Origin of the sequence: Thermoactinomyces sp. CICC 23799, from assembly GCF_016055145.1 — a bacterium.
Classification (GTDB): Bacteria; Bacillota; Bacilli; order Thermoactinomycetales; family Thermoactinomycetaceae; genus Thermoactinomyces; species Thermoactinomyces intermedius.
The window spans coordinates 38,020-53,499 of the sequence record NZ_JAECVV010000005.1 but is presented as its reverse complement, the minus strand read 5'-3'; the positions used below and the strand labels follow the sequence as shown (position 1 = coordinate 53,499).

17 protein-coding genes and 1 tRNA gene are annotated in these 15,480 nt (G+C 50.4%); all 18 read right to left on the bottom strand.

Translation table 11 applies throughout. The features are described from left to right. Window positions 1-3: 3 nt before the first annotated feature. The 18 genes from hisC to folE all read right to left on the bottom strand — a co-directional run bounded on the left by hisC (window position 4) and on the right by folE (window position 15,425). The gene (gene hisC, locus I8U21_RS07910) at window positions 4-1,095 is read right to left on the bottom strand and encodes a histidinol-phosphate transaminase (RefSeq protein WP_198053657.1); all 1,092 of its coding nucleotides are present in this window, start codon (window positions 1,093-1,095) and stop codon (window positions 4-6) included. A gap of 31 nt (window positions 1,096-1,126) precedes the next feature. Continuing rightward, entirely contained in the window at window positions 1,127-1,924 is a 798-nt protein-coding gene (gene trpA, locus I8U21_RS07905) for a tryptophan synthase subunit alpha (RefSeq protein ID WP_181732069.1), read from the bottom strand. Next, complete coding sequence (gene trpB / locus I8U21_RS07900; protein ID WP_198053656.1) at window positions 1,924-3,123, bottom strand: tryptophan synthase subunit beta; 1,200 nt, start codon at window positions 3,121-3,123, stop codon at window positions 1,924-1,926. The genes trpA and trpB overlap by 1 nt, the downstream gene beginning before the upstream one ends. Next, window positions 3,107-3,775, bottom strand: a complete 669-nt coding sequence (locus I8U21_RS07895) for a phosphoribosylanthranilate isomerase (RefSeq protein WP_181732067.1) — start codon at window positions 3,773-3,775, stop codon at window positions 3,107-3,109. Before I8U21_RS07895 ends, trpB begins: the two co-directional genes overlap by 17 nt. Further along, window positions 3,772-4,551, bottom strand: coding sequence for an indole-3-glycerol phosphate synthase TrpC (gene trpC, locus I8U21_RS07890; RefSeq protein WP_198053655.1), 780 nt, complete (start codon window positions 4,549-4,551; stop codon window positions 3,772-3,774). The genes I8U21_RS07895 and trpC overlap by 4 nt, the downstream gene beginning before the upstream one ends. Then, complete coding sequence (gene trpD / locus I8U21_RS07885; RefSeq protein ID WP_181732065.1) at window positions 4,541-5,563, bottom strand: anthranilate phosphoribosyltransferase; 1,023 nt, start codon at window positions 5,561-5,563, stop codon at window positions 4,541-4,543. The genes trpC and trpD overlap by 11 nt, the downstream gene beginning before the upstream one ends. Then, on the bottom strand, window positions 5,560-7,074 hold the full coding sequence (gene trpE, locus I8U21_RS07880; protein WP_181732064.1) for an anthranilate synthase component I: 1,515 nt from the start codon (window positions 7,072-7,074) through the stop codon (window positions 5,560-5,562). Before trpE ends, trpD begins: the two co-directional genes overlap by 4 nt. A 229-nt stretch (window positions 7,075-7,303) precedes the next feature. Beyond that, on the bottom strand, window positions 7,304-8,413 hold the full coding sequence (aroB, locus tag I8U21_RS07875) for a 3-dehydroquinate synthase (protein ID WP_181732063.1): 1,110 nt from the start codon (window positions 8,411-8,413) through the stop codon (window positions 7,304-7,306). Beyond that, the gene (gene aroC / locus I8U21_RS07870) at window positions 8,413-9,573 is read right to left on the bottom strand and encodes a chorismate synthase (RefSeq protein WP_181732062.1); all 1,161 of its coding nucleotides are present in this window, start codon (window positions 9,571-9,573) and stop codon (window positions 8,413-8,415) included. Before aroC ends, aroB begins: the two co-directional genes overlap by 1 nt. 193 nt (window positions 9,574-9,766) lie before the next feature. Then, window positions 9,767-10,210, bottom strand: coding sequence for a nucleoside-diphosphate kinase (gene ndk / locus I8U21_RS07865; RefSeq protein WP_181732061.1), 444 nt, complete (start codon window positions 10,208-10,210; stop codon window positions 9,767-9,769). 91 nt (window positions 10,211-10,301) lie between these two features. Next, entirely contained in the window at window positions 10,302-11,273 is a 972-nt protein-coding gene (locus I8U21_RS07860; protein ID WP_181732060.1) for a polyprenyl synthetase family protein, read from the bottom strand. A 97-nt stretch (window positions 11,274-11,370) separates the two neighbouring features. Beyond that, the gene (locus tag I8U21_RS07855; protein WP_181732059.1) at window positions 11,371-12,240 is read right to left on the bottom strand and encodes a UbiA-like polyprenyltransferase; all 870 of its coding nucleotides are present in this window, start codon (window positions 12,238-12,240) and stop codon (window positions 11,371-11,373) included. 23 nt (window positions 12,241-12,263) lie between these two features. Beyond that, entirely contained in the window at window positions 12,264-12,989 is a 726-nt protein-coding gene (locus tag I8U21_RS07850) for a demethylmenaquinone methyltransferase (RefSeq protein ID WP_232337577.1), read from the bottom strand. After that, window positions 12,986-13,723 (bottom strand): heptaprenyl diphosphate synthase component 1, encoded by a 738-nt coding sequence (locus I8U21_RS07845; protein WP_181732058.1) that lies wholly within the window; start codon window positions 13,721-13,723, stop codon window positions 12,986-12,988. Before I8U21_RS07845 ends, I8U21_RS07850 begins: the two co-directional genes overlap by 4 nt. A 26-nt stretch (window positions 13,724-13,749) precedes the next feature. Continuing rightward, window positions 13,750-14,310 carry a hypothetical protein gene (locus tag I8U21_RS07840; protein ID WP_198053654.1) on the bottom strand — a complete coding sequence of 187 codons (561 nt, stop codon included), beginning with the start codon at window positions 14,308-14,310 and terminating at the stop codon, window positions 13,750-13,752. Window positions 14,311-14,387: 77 nt separating this feature from the next. Then, window positions 14,388-14,609: a trp RNA-binding attenuation protein MtrB gene (mtrB, locus tag I8U21_RS07835; protein WP_198053653.1), complete on the bottom strand. Its 222-nt coding sequence runs from the start codon at window positions 14,607-14,609 to the stop codon at window positions 14,388-14,390. A 98-nt stretch (window positions 14,610-14,707) separates the two neighbouring features. Then, a tRNA-Pro gene (locus I8U21_RS07830) sits at window positions 14,708-14,784 on the bottom strand. 77 nt (window positions 14,785-14,861) lie between these two features. Beyond that, window positions 14,862-15,425, bottom strand: coding sequence for a GTP cyclohydrolase I FolE (gene folE / locus I8U21_RS07825; RefSeq protein ID WP_198053652.1), 564 nt, complete (start codon window positions 15,423-15,425; stop codon window positions 14,862-14,864). Window positions 15,426-15,480: the final 55 nt, after the last annotated feature.

Here is a 15,480-nt window from a genome sequence, read left to right as displayed (position 1 = left end):
ATTCTATCCTTTCATTTCCAAAAGTTGCTCCAACGCTTTTAAAAACCGGTCATTTTGCTCTTTGTTTCCAACCGTGACACGGATGTAAGTCGGGAAGCCCAGTGCCTCCCCGGACCGGACAATCACTCCTTGACGAAGCAATCCCTGAAACGCCTCATCGGCCGGCATGGTGGTATCCATCAGGATAAAGTTTCCATGGGCCGGGTAATAATGAAGGTTCCATTCATCCAATTTTTCCGTGATCTGTTTGATTCCCAACCGGTTTTGGTTCCGGCAATAAAAAATAAATGCTTCATCCTCCAACGCCGCCAGTGCCGCTGCTTGCGCAAGCCGGTTCAGGTTGAACGGTTCACGGACCCGGTTCAACTCGCGCACCACATCCGGATGGGCAACCCCGTATCCGGCCCGGAAAGCGGCCAAACCAAAGATTTTGGAAAAAGTGCGCAAAACAATGATTTGCGGATTATAATTCAAAAAAGACAAGGAATCAGGATAATCCGGGTCCGTGACATATTCATAATACGCTTCGTCCAACACCACCAAGACGTGATCCGGCAGCTGATCCAAGAACCATGTCAACTCTTGCCGGGTTACAATCGTTCCGGTCGGATTGTTCGGATTGCAGATCCAGATCACCCTCGTCCGGTCCGTCACCGCCTCCAGCATGGCTTCCAAGTCATGCACGCCGTCTTTTAAAGGCACCTTCACCGGCCGGGCTCCTTCAATCCGCACCGCGGTTTCATACCGTGGGAAAGTGAGGTCGGCCATCACCGATTCCGTCCCCGGTTCCAGATAGGTGCGGCCGATCATCTGAATCAATTCATCCGATCCGTTTCCGAAGATGATACGTCGCGGGTCGGTTTCCAAGTACTCCGCCAATTTTTCACGCAGTTTGGGAGCATTCCCTTCCGGATAGAGATGGAACTCCCCTTTCATCTCTCCCAAAGCTTCCCAAACCTTTGGTGAACAGCCGAAAGGATTTTCATTCGAGGCCAACTTGATCACATCGTGGATCCCGTACTCCTCTTTTACCTCTGCAAGTGTTTTGCCAGGTTGATAGACTGGTAGTCCTTGAACGGTTGCTTTTGGTTTCATGCCCATTCCCTTTCAATTTTTTATTTCTATCTTACTCCGATTTTAACTGTCTGACAAACACCCTGATGTTCTTCAATCCGTCTTCCCTTCTCCCCAGATCCTTCAACAAGTCCGATTGTTCCTCGATTTTTTTGACCAACGCACTTCCGACCACAACGCCATCGGTATGGTTTAAAAAGTGCCGGACATGTTCCCGATTGGAAATGCCAAAACCCACTGCCGTGGGAACGGGACTGAATTTCCGCACCGTATCCAAAAAATGACTGGTTTGTCCGGCGAATTGATCCCGCATCCCGGTCGTTCCCAGTGAAGAGACGCAGTAAACAAACCCTTGGGCTTTTGAAACGATTTCTTTCACCCGGTCTTGGGATGTCGGCGCCACCAGGGGGATCACGCACAAGCCGCGTTTTTTTCCCAAATAGCGTAATTCTTCGCTTTCTTCAAAAGGCAAATCCGGGACAATCAACCCGTCAAAGCCGTGAGCGACCGCTTCCTCCACCAGTTTTTCCATGCCGAACCGGTACACGGGATTGGCATACGTAAACAAAATCAAAGGCACTTCACTGCCGTTTTTTCGCATCTTTTTTCCCAATTGCAGCACTTTGGCCAAGGTCACCTGATTTTTCAAAGCGCGTTCCCCCGCGGCCTGAATGACGGGACCGTCGGCCATCGGATCCGAAAATGGAACCCCCAGTTCAACGGCCGAAACCCCTTCCTCTTCCAGCAACCGGATGAGGCTTTCTGTCACTTCCATATCCGGATCGCCACACATGATGAAGGGAATGAAATGGTTCTCTTTTTGAGCCAAGGTTTGTTGCAAACGGTTCATTACGATTCACCTCTTAACGCCCGGCGGATCGTCTCCACATCCTTATCCCCGCGGCCTGATAAACAAATCACAATCAAATCCCGAAAATCCCGTTGTTTGGCCAACCGGATCCCTTCCCAAATGGCATGCGCCGACTCCAACGCCGGCAAAATCCCTTCCGTCCGGCAAAGGATTTTCACCGCTTCCAATGCTTCCTGGTCGGTCACCGAAGTATATCGCACCTGGCCGGTCTTGTGCAGGTACGCATGCTCGGGTCCGACCCCGGGGTAATCCAATCCGGCTGAAATAGAATGGGCGGGCAACACCTGGCCGTGTTCATCCTGCAAGAAATAACTGTACATGCCGTGCAAGACGCCGGTCTCCCCTTTGCTGAGCGAAGCGGCATGCAATCCGGTGGACAAGCCTTTTCCCGCGGCTTCCACCCCGTGAAGGTGCACCTCTTCCTCATCCAGAAACCCGGTAAACATGCCGATTGCATTGCTTCCTCCCCCGACACAAGCCACCACATCCGTCGGAAGTCGTCCTTCCCGGTTTAAGATTTGGATCCTTGTCTCATCACCGATCACCCGTTGAAACGTTTTGACAATCAACGGATAAGGATGGGGTCCCACGGCCGAACCGATCAGATAGAAGGCATGATCCACTTCCGCCACCCAACGCCGGAGTGCTTCATTGGTGGCATCTTTTAATGTGCGGGTACCGGAGCAAACCGGTTGCACTTTCGCCCCCAACAGTTCCATCCGAAAAACATTCAACTGTTGCCGTTTGATATCTTCTTCTCCCATAAACACTTCACATTCCAGCCCCAAAAGAGCAGCAACCGTTGCCGTGGCCACCCCGTGCTGACCGGCTCCGGTCTCGGCAATCAATTTGGTTTTCCCCATCCGCTTGGCCAAAAGCGCCTGCCCCAAAGCATTGTTGATCTTATGGGCACCGGTATGGTTCAAATCCTCCCGTTTCAAATAAATTTTGGCCCCTCCGGCATATTCGGTGAGCCTTTTTGCATAAGTCAATGCGGTCGGGCGTCCCGAATAATGTTCCAACCAATGGTTTAACTCTTCTTTAAAGGAAGGATCCTTCATCGCCTCTTCAAATCCGGCTTCCAGTTCGATCAGGGCATTCATGGTGGTTTCGGGAACGTAACGCCCCCCGAATTCCCCGTATCTCCAAGACGCGGCTTTTTTATGAAGAAGTGGCATAAGCTTTTTTCACCCTTTCCAAAAAAAGGCGCATTTTTGCGCTGTCTTTGTGTTGATCGATTTCTATTCCGCCGGACACGTCAATTCCGTCGGGCCGGTAGCGGGTGATCAACTCCGTCACATTGTTTTCGTCCAATCCCCCGGCAACCCAACAGGGCAGATTCAATTGGTGGCATGCCTCCTTCCAGGCCGGGATCAAACGCCAATCAAACCGTTTTCCGGTTCCGCCTTTTATGTTTCCGGCTGCGGTGTCGAGCAAAATCGCATCGGCCCACGGCTGATACGCTTCCAGCTTCCCCGGTTCCGGCAAAGAGTCTTGCATATGAAACACTTTGGTAAGATGAAGGCCGGGGCGGGCCGACTTGATTTTTTGGAGCAACTCAACAGGCTCTTCTCCATGCAGTTGAATACCGGACAGAAGCGCGGTTTCCAACCAACTTTTCACTTCATCCCAAGAAGGATTTTGTAAAACCCCGATGGCCGCCTGCCCTTTAGACAGATGCCGGACCAATTCCGGCAAACGGCTGCGGGGCACGGATCTTCTCCGGCCGGGAACCAGCACAAATCCCAAAGCATCCACCGGCAACCGGCTGGCTGTTTGCACATCCCGGGCTCTTTGAAAACCGCAGAACTTGATAAAAGGCTTTTTCATCTTCTTAAACCCTCTCGCAATTCACGAACGGCCCGTTCCGGATCTTCCTGACGCATCAGGTATTCCCCGACGAGCAACCCTTGCACCCCGGCTTTGTGCATCCGTTTTGCATCTTCCAAAGAGAGAACACCGCTCTCCCCGATCACAGGGCGTCCCGGGGGAATGAGCGGTCTCAGCTTCTCAGTATGGGAGATATCGGTTTGAAAGGTATGCAAGTTCCGGTTATTGATTCCGATCACATCCGGGTCGCACGAAAGCGCCGAAGGAATTTCGTCTTCTTCATGGATTTCAACCAGAACTTCCATCCCCAGCTCATGAGCCGTGCAGGTGAACCGTTTTAACCGCTCTTCATCCAGTAAAGCGGCAATGAGTAAAATGATGTCGGCTCCCAACAGCTTGCTTTCATACACCTGCAATTCATCCATGATGAAATCTTTGCGAAGCACGGGCAAGCCGACATTTTGTTTCACCTGTGTCAAATATTCCGGTTTGCCGTGAAAATAAACGGTATCCGTCAACACTGACACGGCTGCCGCCCCGCCAAGCTCATATCCCTTGGCCACCTTCACCGGATCCAACTTTTCTGAGATTACCCCTTTGGACGGAGAGGCGGATTTCACCTCGGCAATAATGGCCGCCTCCGTCCCGGACAACTTCTTTTTTAAAGACAACCCCTGCGGAAGGCGTTTGGCACGCTTCCGGTCATGCGAAGAAATTTGCTCGTGAAGGGCTCTGATTTCTTTTGCTTTGGTGTCTGCGATTTTTTCAAGAAACATAGGTAACCTCCTTCGAAGCTTGAACCACTTTGTTCAGCTGCTCCCGGGCACGTCCTGATTGAATGATCCGTTTCGCCTGCTCCGTTCCTTCTTTCAATGATCCGGCTTTCCCCGCAAGATAGAGGACCGCCCCGGCATTGATGCTGACGATATCGGCAGGAGCCCCCTCCTTGCCCGCAAAAACTTCTTTCATGATCCGGGCATTTTCTTTTGCGGTTCCGCCCCGGAGCCCGGCTGCATGCCAACGGGTCACTCCGAGGGACTCCGGAGTGACCTCGTAAGTTTTCACCTCTCCGTTCTCCAATTCACTGATGCGGGTCGCATCCGTCACCGTCATCTCATCCAAGCCGTCCAGCCCCGACACCACCAGCGCTCTTTTGACGCCCAAGTGATTCAATACATGCGCCACCTTCCCGGTTAAGCCGGCATCATAAACGCCCAACAATTGCACTTTCACCCGCGCCGGATTCAACAGGGGCCCCATCAAATTGAAACAGGTGCGAAACCCGAGCTCTTTGCGGATGGACATCACCTTTTTGACCGCCGGATGAAACAATGGGGCGAATAAAAAACAAAGCCCTGTCTTTTCAAGCATTTTTACTGCTTCATCGGCATTCAGGCGGATATTCATCTTTAAGGCCTCCAAGACATCGGCACTCCCGCTTTTGCCCGATACCGCGCGGTTTCCGTGTTTGATGACGGGCACCCCCGCCGCAGATGCAACGATGGATGCCGCTGTTGAAATGTTAAATGTTTTTTGTCCGTCCCCGCCGGTTCCGCAAGTATCCACCGCTTCTTCAAACGGGTTCCGGACGGGAATGGTTTGCGAATGGATGCCTTCGACAAAGCCGATCAGTTCTTCCACCGTTTCCCCTTTCATCCGCAGCGCAGTCAAAAAACTGGCGATTTGCGCCTGTGGCACGTTTCCGTTGATCATCGCTTCTATCGCTTGCTTTGCTTCGCTGCGGCTGAGAGGTTCGCCTTCCACCACTTTTTTCAGAAACGGCTTCATCCCACCGAACTCCTTGCCTTTTCCGGCCGGACCATTGCCAATGCTTTGAGCATCCCCTTGGCTTTATGCAAGGTCTCGAAATATTCCCTTTCCGGATCCGATGCAGCAACAATGCCCGCACCGGATTGAACCTGTGCTTTTCCGTCACGGAACACAATGGTCCGGATGGTAATGCATTGGTCCATATCCCCACTGAAGCTGAAATAACCGAGTGCTCCCCCGTAAATGCCCCGGGGAGACGCCTCCAGATCGGCGATGATTTCCATCGCCCGCACCCTGGGCGCTCCGGACAAGGTTCCCGCCGGGAAACAAGCGATCAAAGCATCCATGGGTTTCTTTCCTTCTTTCAATTCCCCTTGGATCCGGGAAACCAGATGCATGACATGGGAATATTTTTCGATTTTCATATAATCCGGCACTTTCACCGTTCCCACTTTGGCAACGCGCCCGATGTCTTCCCGGCCCAGATCCACCAACATCACATGTTCGTCGCGTTCTTTTTGGTCCTGCAACAAATCATCCATCAATTCCTGATCTTCCTGTTCGTCTTTTCCGCGCGGTCTGGTTCCGGCAATGGGGCAGGTTTCCGCGGTGGACCCGGTGACACGCACCAACACTTCCGGCGAAGTCCCGACGACCTTCTCATCCCCGAGGTTCAAATAATACATGTAAGGGGAAGGATTCAAAACCCTTAACGCCCGGTATACATCGAAGGGCGGAGGTGCCGTCTCCACCGTCAGCGAACGGGCCAGGACCACTTGCAAAACTTCGCCGTTTTGAATGTATTCCTTGGTTTGTTTCACCATTTGCATAAATTCGTCTTTGCTGACGTCCGGTTTAATATCCAGTTCGGAAACTTCCCTTTCTTCAAAAGATAATGAAGGAACGGGACCTGGCTTCTTCAAAAACTCCGATGACCATTTCTCCAGCCGGTCTGCCTCCTGATCATAGGCCTCTTTTATTTCCTGAGCGGACATCCCGGGGAAAACCTTCAGATGGGAAACAAAGATGACTTCATCTTTCAGATGGTCAAACACCAGCAACCGGTCCACGAACAAATAATGGAGGTCGTTTTGATCAGAAGTCCCTTTGGTCACCTTCCGGTCGGGCTCAATAAACCGGACGGCATCGTAACCGGTGTAGCCGACCGCTCCTCCCAAAAATGAAGGAAAATCTTTATAAACCGGGGTTTTATACTGTTCCAACATGGATTTTAAAAAATCAAATGGGGAAGATGTCACTGTTGTTTCGCTTTCGCCATTCCGCTTTGTCGTCGTGATTTCGGTTCCTTTTCCTTTGACCGTCAAAAACGGGTCATATCCGATAAAGGAATACCGGGACCGGTGCTCACTCTCTTCGACACTTTCCAGCAAAAAGGAATTGGGTTGATCCTTCACCCGGGCATACAAGCGGATGGGGGTTTCGGTATCAGCCAGCACTCTTTTGCAAAGCGGAATCAAGCGGTATTTTTTGCTCAGTGACAAAGCCGTTTCTCGTGTGGGGTAAATCAAAAAAATCCCTCCTCAAAAATGGGTTTTGAGAGAAGGGAAAAGCGGGGATTGCAGAGGAAAATATAAAAACCAAAGCAAGCATTGCTTTGGCTGTTTTTTCATGTATCATTCAGCCTCCACTCTGCTCCGCTATCTCCATTCTCTGCTCAACTCAGCTCATCTGAATAACTATGCTACTCATTCTATGATTATTACTTTATCGAAGAGGCAAAAAATTGTCAACCCGAAATCAGGGTTTCATTTCCCGGTCCGGCAACAATCGCTGCAAGACCCGTTTGATTTCTTCCTCCGGCACATCCCGTACAATCTCCACGTTGCCGATATCCCGGGCCAGAACAAACACATATTTTCCTTGTTGCGCTTTTTTGTCCCGCTTCATGATCCCGATCAGGGACGCAACCGGCCATGAATCGGTGCAAACAACGGGCAGTCCGAACGATTTCAGAATCCGTCCGGTTTCCCGGATCACCTCCCGGTTTGTTCCCAACAACCGTTCGCTTAATTGCGCGGCCCCGTTCATTCCGATGGAAATCGCCTCTCCATGGGTGTAAACCTGATATCCGGACACCGCCTCCAAGGCATGGCCAATGGTGTGCCCATAATTCAAAATGGCGCGAAGGCCGGTTTCCCTTTCATCTTGGGACACCACATCCGCCTTGATCTGACAACCCCGGTAAACGGATTCCATCATGGCATCATGGTCCCGTGCATCCAGCGATTCACGATGTTCATCCAACCATTCGACGAAGGAAGCATCCCGGATCAGGCCGTGTTTGATCACTTCCGCCATTCCGGACCGCCATTCTCTCGCCGGCAGTGTCTTTAAACAGGCCACATCAAAGACAACCATCAACGGCTGATGAAAAGCGCCGATATAATTTTTGCCCATGGGATGGTTCACGGCCACTTTGCCGCCGACACTGCTGTCATGGGCCAATAAAGTGGTGGGAATTTGAACGAACGGAATCCCACGCATGTAACTGGCCGCCAAAAAACCGGCCAGATCACCTACCACACCTCCGCCCAAGGCCAAAATCACACTGCGGCGATCCAGGCCAAATTTCAAACATTCCCCCGTCAAATGTTCCAGCATTTGCAAGCTCTTGCTTTTCTCCCCCGCTTCGACGACAGAGATCCCAGCCTGAAATCCGGCTTGCTCCAACGCGTCGCGCAATTTGCCGGCATAAAGCGGAGCCACGTGGGTGTCCGTGACAATCATCAGTTTGCAATCCGTTTCAATGTGGTGTTGCTTTAAAAACGATGGCACTTTTTCCAACAGACCGTTTCCGATGTAAATCGGGTAAGACCGTTCTTTTCCCTGCACCGTCAATGTTTTCATCAGAAACTCAACACGCTTTCCTGATACTGCTTCAATTGTCGTTTCACCTCATCCATGGTGTCTCCCGAAAATTTGCCCAAGAGCGCTTGTGCCACTTCCCAAGCCACCACATTTTCCATCACCACGCTGGCTGCCGGAACCGCACAGCTGTCGGAACGTTCGATGCTTGCCTGAAATGGTTCTTTTGTCTCAATATCAACACTTTGGAGAGGTTTGTACAAGGTGGGAATGGGCTTCATGACGCCTCTGACAATGATGGGCTCGCCGGTGGTCATTCCGCCTTCGAATCCGCCCAACCGATTGGTCCGGCGGTAAAATCCGCGTTCTTTTGACCACAAAATTTCGTCATGAACTTCGGATCCCTTCCGCTTGGCGGCCTCAAAACCGATTCCAAATTCGACTCCTTTGAAGGCATTGATGCTGACCACCGCACGCGCAATATTGGCATCCAGTTTGCGGTCCCAATGAACATGGCTTCCCAATCCGACCGGAACCCCTTGCACAATGGTCTCCACGACGCCTCCCAGGGAATCTCCCTCTTTTTTCGCTTGATCGATGAGGGCCATCATTTTTTCCTCAGCGTTTTGATCGAGACAACGCACAGGGGACAATTCGGCACGTTCCACCATCTCCTCAAAGGACAATTCCACCGGCTCCGCAACGACATCGCCAATGCGGATCACGTGGCCGGCAATGCGGATTCCGCATTCTTCCAGAATCAAACGGGCCACCGCTCCTGCAGCGACACGGGCTGCGGTTTCCCTGGCGCTGGACCGTTCCAAAACATCACGCATATCCCGGTGTTGATACTTGATAGCTCCATTCAAATCGGCATGCCCCGGACGCGGGCGGGAAATTTTCCGTTTCTCTGCTTCTTCCGGAATCGGATCCACACTCATCACTTTTTTCCAATGGTTAAAATCCCGGTTTTCAATCACAAGGGTGACGGGTGCTCCTGTTGTCTTCCCGAACCGGACACCGGACAAAATTTTCACTTGGTCCTTTTCAATCTGCATGCGTCGGCCGCGTCCATACCCTTTTTGACGACGGGCCAATTCGCGGTCAATTTTCTCTTTATCCAAGGAAAGCTGGCTGGGCAATCCTTCAATGATCACTGTTAATTGCGGACCGTGTGACTCTCCTGCTGTCAGATACCTCATGCTCATCTCCCTCTCATCTCAATGAAAAAATTTGATAGTAATCATAACACAGATCAACCAAACTGGGGAGAGCCAATTCCAGATAAAACCCTTTTCAAAACCGGTTTGAAGGATGGCCGCGGCCATTTTCAACCCGCCGGCTCCGAAAAAAAATCAAGGCATAGCTTTTCGCTATGCCTTATCAAACCGGTTTTCAGATCCAACGATTGATAGTTTTCTCATAATGATTGAAATCTTCCTCATCAAACCACAGTGCAATTTCCCGCTCGGCGCTTTCCGGCGAATCGGAACCGTGAACGATGTTCATCGCCACATTGACGCCATAATCGCCCCGGATCGTTCCCGGCAACGCTTCGGAAGGATTGGTTTTCCCCATCATTTGGCGGGCTGCCGCAATAATGCCGTTTCCTTGCCAAACCATCGCAAAGACCGGTCCGGAAGTAATGAAGTCCACCAACTCGTCAAAGAAGGGCTTCTCTTTATGCTCGATATAATGCTGCTCCGCAAGCTCGCGGGATACGGTCATCAACTTGGCACCCACCAGTTGGTAACCTTTCCTCTCAAAACGGGACACGATTTCTCCGATCAATCCGCGTTGCACACCATCCGGCTTTACCATGATAAATGTTTTTTCCATTTGGTTCATCCTCCACCTTTATGTATAAACAAAAAGAAAAAAGCGTCATGAAAAATTTTAACAAGTTTAAATTGTAAACGCAACCATCCCGTCAATAAGACCGTTCAACAATGAATTCCGCAATCAGCCGGAGGGATTCCCGTTCGGTGGAAGCCGGTAATTGCTTTAAACAGTGCATCGCTTTATTCATGTAGCGTTTGGACAAATCCAAGGTATATTCGATGCCCCCGCTTTTTCTGACCTGATCCAACACCTGGGAGAGGGAGACCATTTCCCCTTGCGAGCGCAAATAAGAACGAATGGATTCCCGCGCATCTTCATCGCCTTGGTATAACGCGTAGATCACCGGCAAGGTCACGTTTCCCTGCCGCAAATCATTTCCCGCCGGTTTTCCCAATGTCTCTTCATCCCCGATAAAATCCAATACATCATCCTTCATCTGAAAAGCCATTCCCACGTAATACCCGTATGCTTTCAACCACTGAACATGGCGGGGGGAAGCCTGGCTCACGAGCGCCCCCAATTGACAACTGACCGATATGAGCAAAGCGGTTTTCCGTTTGATCCGGCGCAAATAACGGCGCAACGACAATCTTTCCGAATACAGATCCTCGATCTGATCCATTTCCCCCAGGCAAACCAAGGTCATCGCTTTGGCCAGAATGGGATGAACCGTCTTATCTTTCAAACCGGACAACTCCATCAAGGCCCGGGCCAAAATAAAGTCCCCGGTATACATGGCCACTTTATTGTCCCATTCCTTTTTGATGGTCGCTTGCCCCCGTCGTGTATCCGCATCGTCAATCACATCATCATGAACCAGGGTAGCCATGTGTATCAACTCCAGCGCCACGGCTACCCTTTTTAATTCTTCACGCTCATAATGACCGAACCGCCCGGACAACAGCACAAACACGGGGCGCATCCGCTTGCCGCCGGCTTTGAGCAAATGTGCGGATGATTCATTGAGCACCGGTTGTCCGGTCTCGATGGCGTTTTGTAATTCTTCTTCAATCCAATCCAGATCCTTTTTGATCACATGGTAAATTTCTTGCAAATTCATCATCTTCACCCTAACACATACCAACCGGTCGGCGGGTTGGCATGCCGATTTCAATATCCTCAATCCGGCTTTCTTTAAAAAAACCGGAAATTCGCCTTTACAGCCATACATCCAGAAGCATGAAGGCGAACACAACCACACTCAGTACCCCGTTCATGGTGAAAAACGCCGTGTTTAAACGGGATAAATCATCTGCAGAAACAATGGCGTGTTCATAAATCAGAACCCCCAATGCAATAGCCGTTCCAATCCCAAACCAGATCCCCAGGTTGGTCAGCAACAACAGCGCAATCAATCCGGCTGCCGTCCCCACGTGCATCAGCGAAGAAATCACCAATGCTTTTCTGATTCCAAAACGGGCCGGGATGGAGTGAATTTTTTCTTTCCGGTCAAACTCAACATCCTGGCAGGCGTAAATCACATCAAATCCGCCGATCCACAATGCCACCGTCGCAAACAAAATCAGGGAGACCCCATCGATTTGAGCGGTGGTGGCCACCCATCCCCCCAGCGGGCCCAAAGCGGTGGCGATTCCCAAAAAGAAATGGCATGTCCAAGTGAAACGTTTGGTATACGAATAAAACCACAGGAAAAACACGGCCACCGGCAATAAATAGACGGCCAGCATATTCAACTGATAGGCCGAGAGAAAGAGCAGCGCAAACGAAACAATGACAAATCCCCATACAAAGGTGGTTGAAACCAAACCGGCCGGAATCGCCCGGTTTTTCGTGCGGGGATTTTTGGCATCGATATGCCGGTCGATCAAGCGGTTCAGGGACATCGCCGCACTCCGCGCAGCGACCATCGCCAACGTCACCCATCCCATTTCGGCCCAGGACGGAAATTCCCCTCTCACTTCCAAACTGCCCAGGATCGCCCCGAGATAGGCAAAAGGCAACGCAAAGATGCTGTGTTCAAACTTGATCATTTCCAACACGATTTTTAATTTGTTCCATGCATTCATCCAACCATCTTCCTTCTGTTCCTTTATCCATTGATTGGTTTTTTTCCGATGTGAAGAGCGGTAATGCCGCCGGTCAGCGGGTAAACCCGGATCTCCTCCAGCCCCGCCTCTTCTTTCATCAATTTCGCCAATTCTTTGTAATCGGGAAAAGGAGCGAGCGATTCCGGCAACCAGCGGTATTGCTCATAACGTCCGGCAAACCATTTTCCCATCAGCGGCAAAATCCGTTGAAAATAGAAATAATAAACCGCCCGGAACGGAGGCCACGTCGGCTTGGACAGTTCCAGGGAAACCACTTGTCCTCCCGGCTTGACCACCCGTTTCATCTCTTTTAACACTTGTACAAGATCCGGAACATTCCTCAATGCAAAACCGATGGTGGCATGATCAAACGTATTGTCCGGAAACGGCAGGTTCATCGCATCCCCGTGCACCAGCCGGATTTGGCCGGACAAAGCTTCCTTGTCCACTTTCTGCTTGCCGACATCCAACATGTTTTCACTGAAATCCAGTCCGACGATTTCGCCGGTCTTGGATGCGCGGGCCAGGGAAATCGTCCAGTCACAAGTTCCGCAACAGACGTCAATAGCTGTTTCGCCCGGTTTCACATTCATCTTTTTCATGGCGAACTTGCGCCATACTTTGTGCATGCAAAAACTCAGCAACGTATTCATCCGGTCATAATCTTTGGCGATATTTTCAAACACCTGATGGACAAACCGGGATTTCGCTTCGCCTTCCCGTGTCAAGATTCATCACTCGCTTTCGATACAGCCGTATCTGTTTTCGGCAGTTGATGGATTAAGCATGTCAAACCCGGATCCCCGGCTTGGCTGCATGCCTCCTGAAGAAACGCCTCTTTTTCCCGCAGCTTGTTCGTCCACACCTCATGTTGATGAAGCCGGGAAACAGCGGTTTGCGTTGCTTCATGGAGAACGACCAGCGCTTCTGCAATCTGAACCTTCAAGTTTTCTTCCACATGAAAAAAGTCGGCGAGCGCCGTAATCCAAGCCGTTGCAATTTTTTCAAAGTAAAACCAGACCTTCTCCACGTCCGGATCCTCTTCGTCATGAAGCAGAGAATGCAAAGACATTTTCCATTCGTTCACCCGGCACGTCACCCCGGCCAGACAACGGATTCCCTCGGTTTCATGCCGGCCGGCCAGATGCCGGTAAAACAAACTGCTGTAATGGTCCCCGGCCAGAACCGTCAGCTGCTGTTTTTGCTCGTTTTCGGAATCCGGGGAAGCGACCGCCACGCGTTCATGCATATCCGTTCCCATTTTCACCAGCGTGGTTGCCAAAATGTACAAGTCCACCCTTTTTTTGTCCGCAGCCAGGTCGCCGAGCAGCCACTGCAAAACTTGGACAAAAAAAACTGGGACTTCCGCTTCCCCGATTGTTTTGCGTACATATTTGTGATTTGCATCATTTTGAATTTGTGTAATCAACTGATTTAATGATTCATTATGTATGAATGCCATAAACAAAGTTCCTCCATTGAGGTAGTTCAAACACTGCGAATAGTATACCATACTTTTTTGGTGGATAGGCATTCTTCCAAGGTTTTCCCCTCATCACGGGAACGCAAAGAAAACCGGGTCATTTCAAACACACCCTCCAAAATTTCCTGATCCGACAACGCTTTCACCGGTGCTTTCTGCAACGCCGGCAAATCTTCTTTCCCGGCTTCCACAAAGTAACTTTCACCGGGTCTGAAATGCACAAGAACCTCCACCCGGCTGATATTTTCGACTTGCTCCAGCATCGGACAAATCAATTGTACCAGCTCATGCTCCATTTCCTGTTTGGTCTGTTTGAAAGCAGTGAGCTCCAAATAAACATTTTGCTGACGAAGGTCGGCCCGTTGAATCGGCAACCGGATCTGACGGCTCACCAAATAGTCCACCAGGTTTTCGTCAGTCAACCGATGAACTTTTTCTTCTTTAAAAACCGGTTTTGTCGGCTGGTTGGCGGAAAACATCGTCCGGCTGCACATCCAGGAAATCATCAGCGCCAACACTGTGGACAACAAAACCACAGCAAACCATCGGATCAGAAAGTCTCTCACCCTTGTTTCCCCCTTTGATTTCCCTGATTTTATTTTATAAACGGCAAGGGGGAAACATGCCTCGGGCGCACAGTCCTCTACTCATCCGTCTCGATCGTTCCGTAACTGGTCATGACCGTTGCCTTTCCGCGAACTTTAATGGCGGAGGTGTTCTCCGTAAATTGTGCAATCATCACTTCACCGCGGTCCAACTTTTCTGAATGGTGAAAACGGGTGTCTCTTCCCCGGGTCAACCCGATCACATTCACCCCGTTCTCTTTGGCTTTGATAATCACATAATCACCTGAAGTTTCCTTCAATGAAAATCCCTCCTTGAGAAAATCAACTTTATTTTACCACGGTTTCATCCTTGTCATGACAATAAAAGAGACTCTCCCATGAGGAAGAGTCTCGTTGTTGGTCGGGCTAGCCAGATTTGAACTGACGACCTCTTGCGCCCCATGCAAGCGCGCTACCAAACTGCGCCATAGCCCGTCATATAATTCATTTTGTCTCTCAGTGACAAGTAAGATTATATAACGGGTTTTATACAGTGTCAAGAGGTTTTTTCATTATTTTAAACCAATCAAACTCAAGGCTTCGGCTCTGGCTGCCACATCTTCTGCAAACACACCCCTGACGGCCGAGGTGACGGTTTTGGAACCCGGTTTTTTAACCCCCCGCATGGTCATGCACATATGTTCCGCTTCGATGACGACAATCACACCATACGGATCCAGCGACTCCACAATGGAATCGGCGACCGTCGAGGTAATCCGTTCCTGCAATTGGGGTCTTCTGGCCACCGTTTCAACTGCGCGGGCCAACTTGCTGAGCCCGGTCACTCTTCCTCCGCGCGGGATATAACCGATATGGGCTTTCCCGAAAAACGGAACCAAATGATGCTCACAAGTGGAGAAAAAAGGAATGTCTTTCACCAGGACAAGTTCCTCGTGATCTTCACTAAAAACCACCGAAAATTGATCTTTCGGATCTTGGTTTAATCCCGAAAAAATCTCTTCATACATCCGTGCCACACGTTTTGGGGTATCTAATAAACCTTCACGGTTTGGATCTTCGCCGACAGCTTCCAAAATCATGCGTACCGCTTCTTCAATTTTGCGATGGTCTACCATTTATGTTCCTCCATCCAAAAACAAATTCCTGTACAATAAGTATTATACCAATAGA

Coding starts and splice junctions, on each gene's coding strand:
- hisC (WP_198053657.1), bottom strand. CDS start 1,095: ATGAAACCAAAAGCAACCGTTCAAGGACTACCAGTCTATCAACCTGGC.
- trpA (WP_181732069.1), bottom strand. CDS start 1,924: ATGAACCGTTTGCAACAAACCTTGGCTCAAAAAGAGAACCATTTCATT.
- trpB (WP_198053656.1), bottom strand. CDS start 3,123: ATGCCACTTCTTCATAAAAAAGCCGCGTCTTGGAGATACGGGGAATTC.
- I8U21_RS07895 (WP_181732067.1), bottom strand. CDS start 3,775: ATGAAAAAGCCTTTTATCAAGTTCTGCGGTTTTCAAAGAGCCCGGGAT.
- trpC (WP_198053655.1), bottom strand. CDS start 4,551: ATGTTTCTTGAAAAAATCGCAGACACCAAAGCAAAAGAAATCAGAGCC.
- trpD (WP_181732065.1), bottom strand. CDS start 5,563: ATGAAGCCGTTTCTGAAAAAAGTGGTGGAAGGCGAACCTCTCAGCCGC.
- aroB (WP_181732063.1), bottom strand. CDS start 8,413: ATGAAAACATTGACGGTGCAGGGAAAAGAACGGTCTTACCCGATTTAC.
- aroC (WP_181732062.1), bottom strand. CDS start 9,573: ATGAGGTATCTGACAGCAGGAGAGTCACACGGTCCGCAATTAACAGTG.
- ndk (WP_181732061.1), bottom strand. CDS start 10,210: ATGGAAAAAACATTTATCATGGTAAAGCCGGATGGTGTGCAACGCGGA.
- I8U21_RS07860 (WP_181732060.1), bottom strand. CDS start 11,273: ATGAATTTGCAAGAAATTTACCATGTGATCAAAAAGGATCTGGATTGG.
- I8U21_RS07855 (WP_181732059.1), bottom strand. CDS start 12,240: ATGAATGCATGGAACAAATTAAAAATCGTGTTGGAAATGATCAAGTTT.
- I8U21_RS07845 (WP_181732058.1), bottom strand. CDS start 13,723: ATGGCATTCATACATAATGAATCATTAAATCAGTTGATTACACAAATT.
- folE (WP_198053652.1), bottom strand. CDS start 15,425: ATGGTAGACCATCGCAAAATTGAAGAAGCGGTACGCATGATTTTGGAA.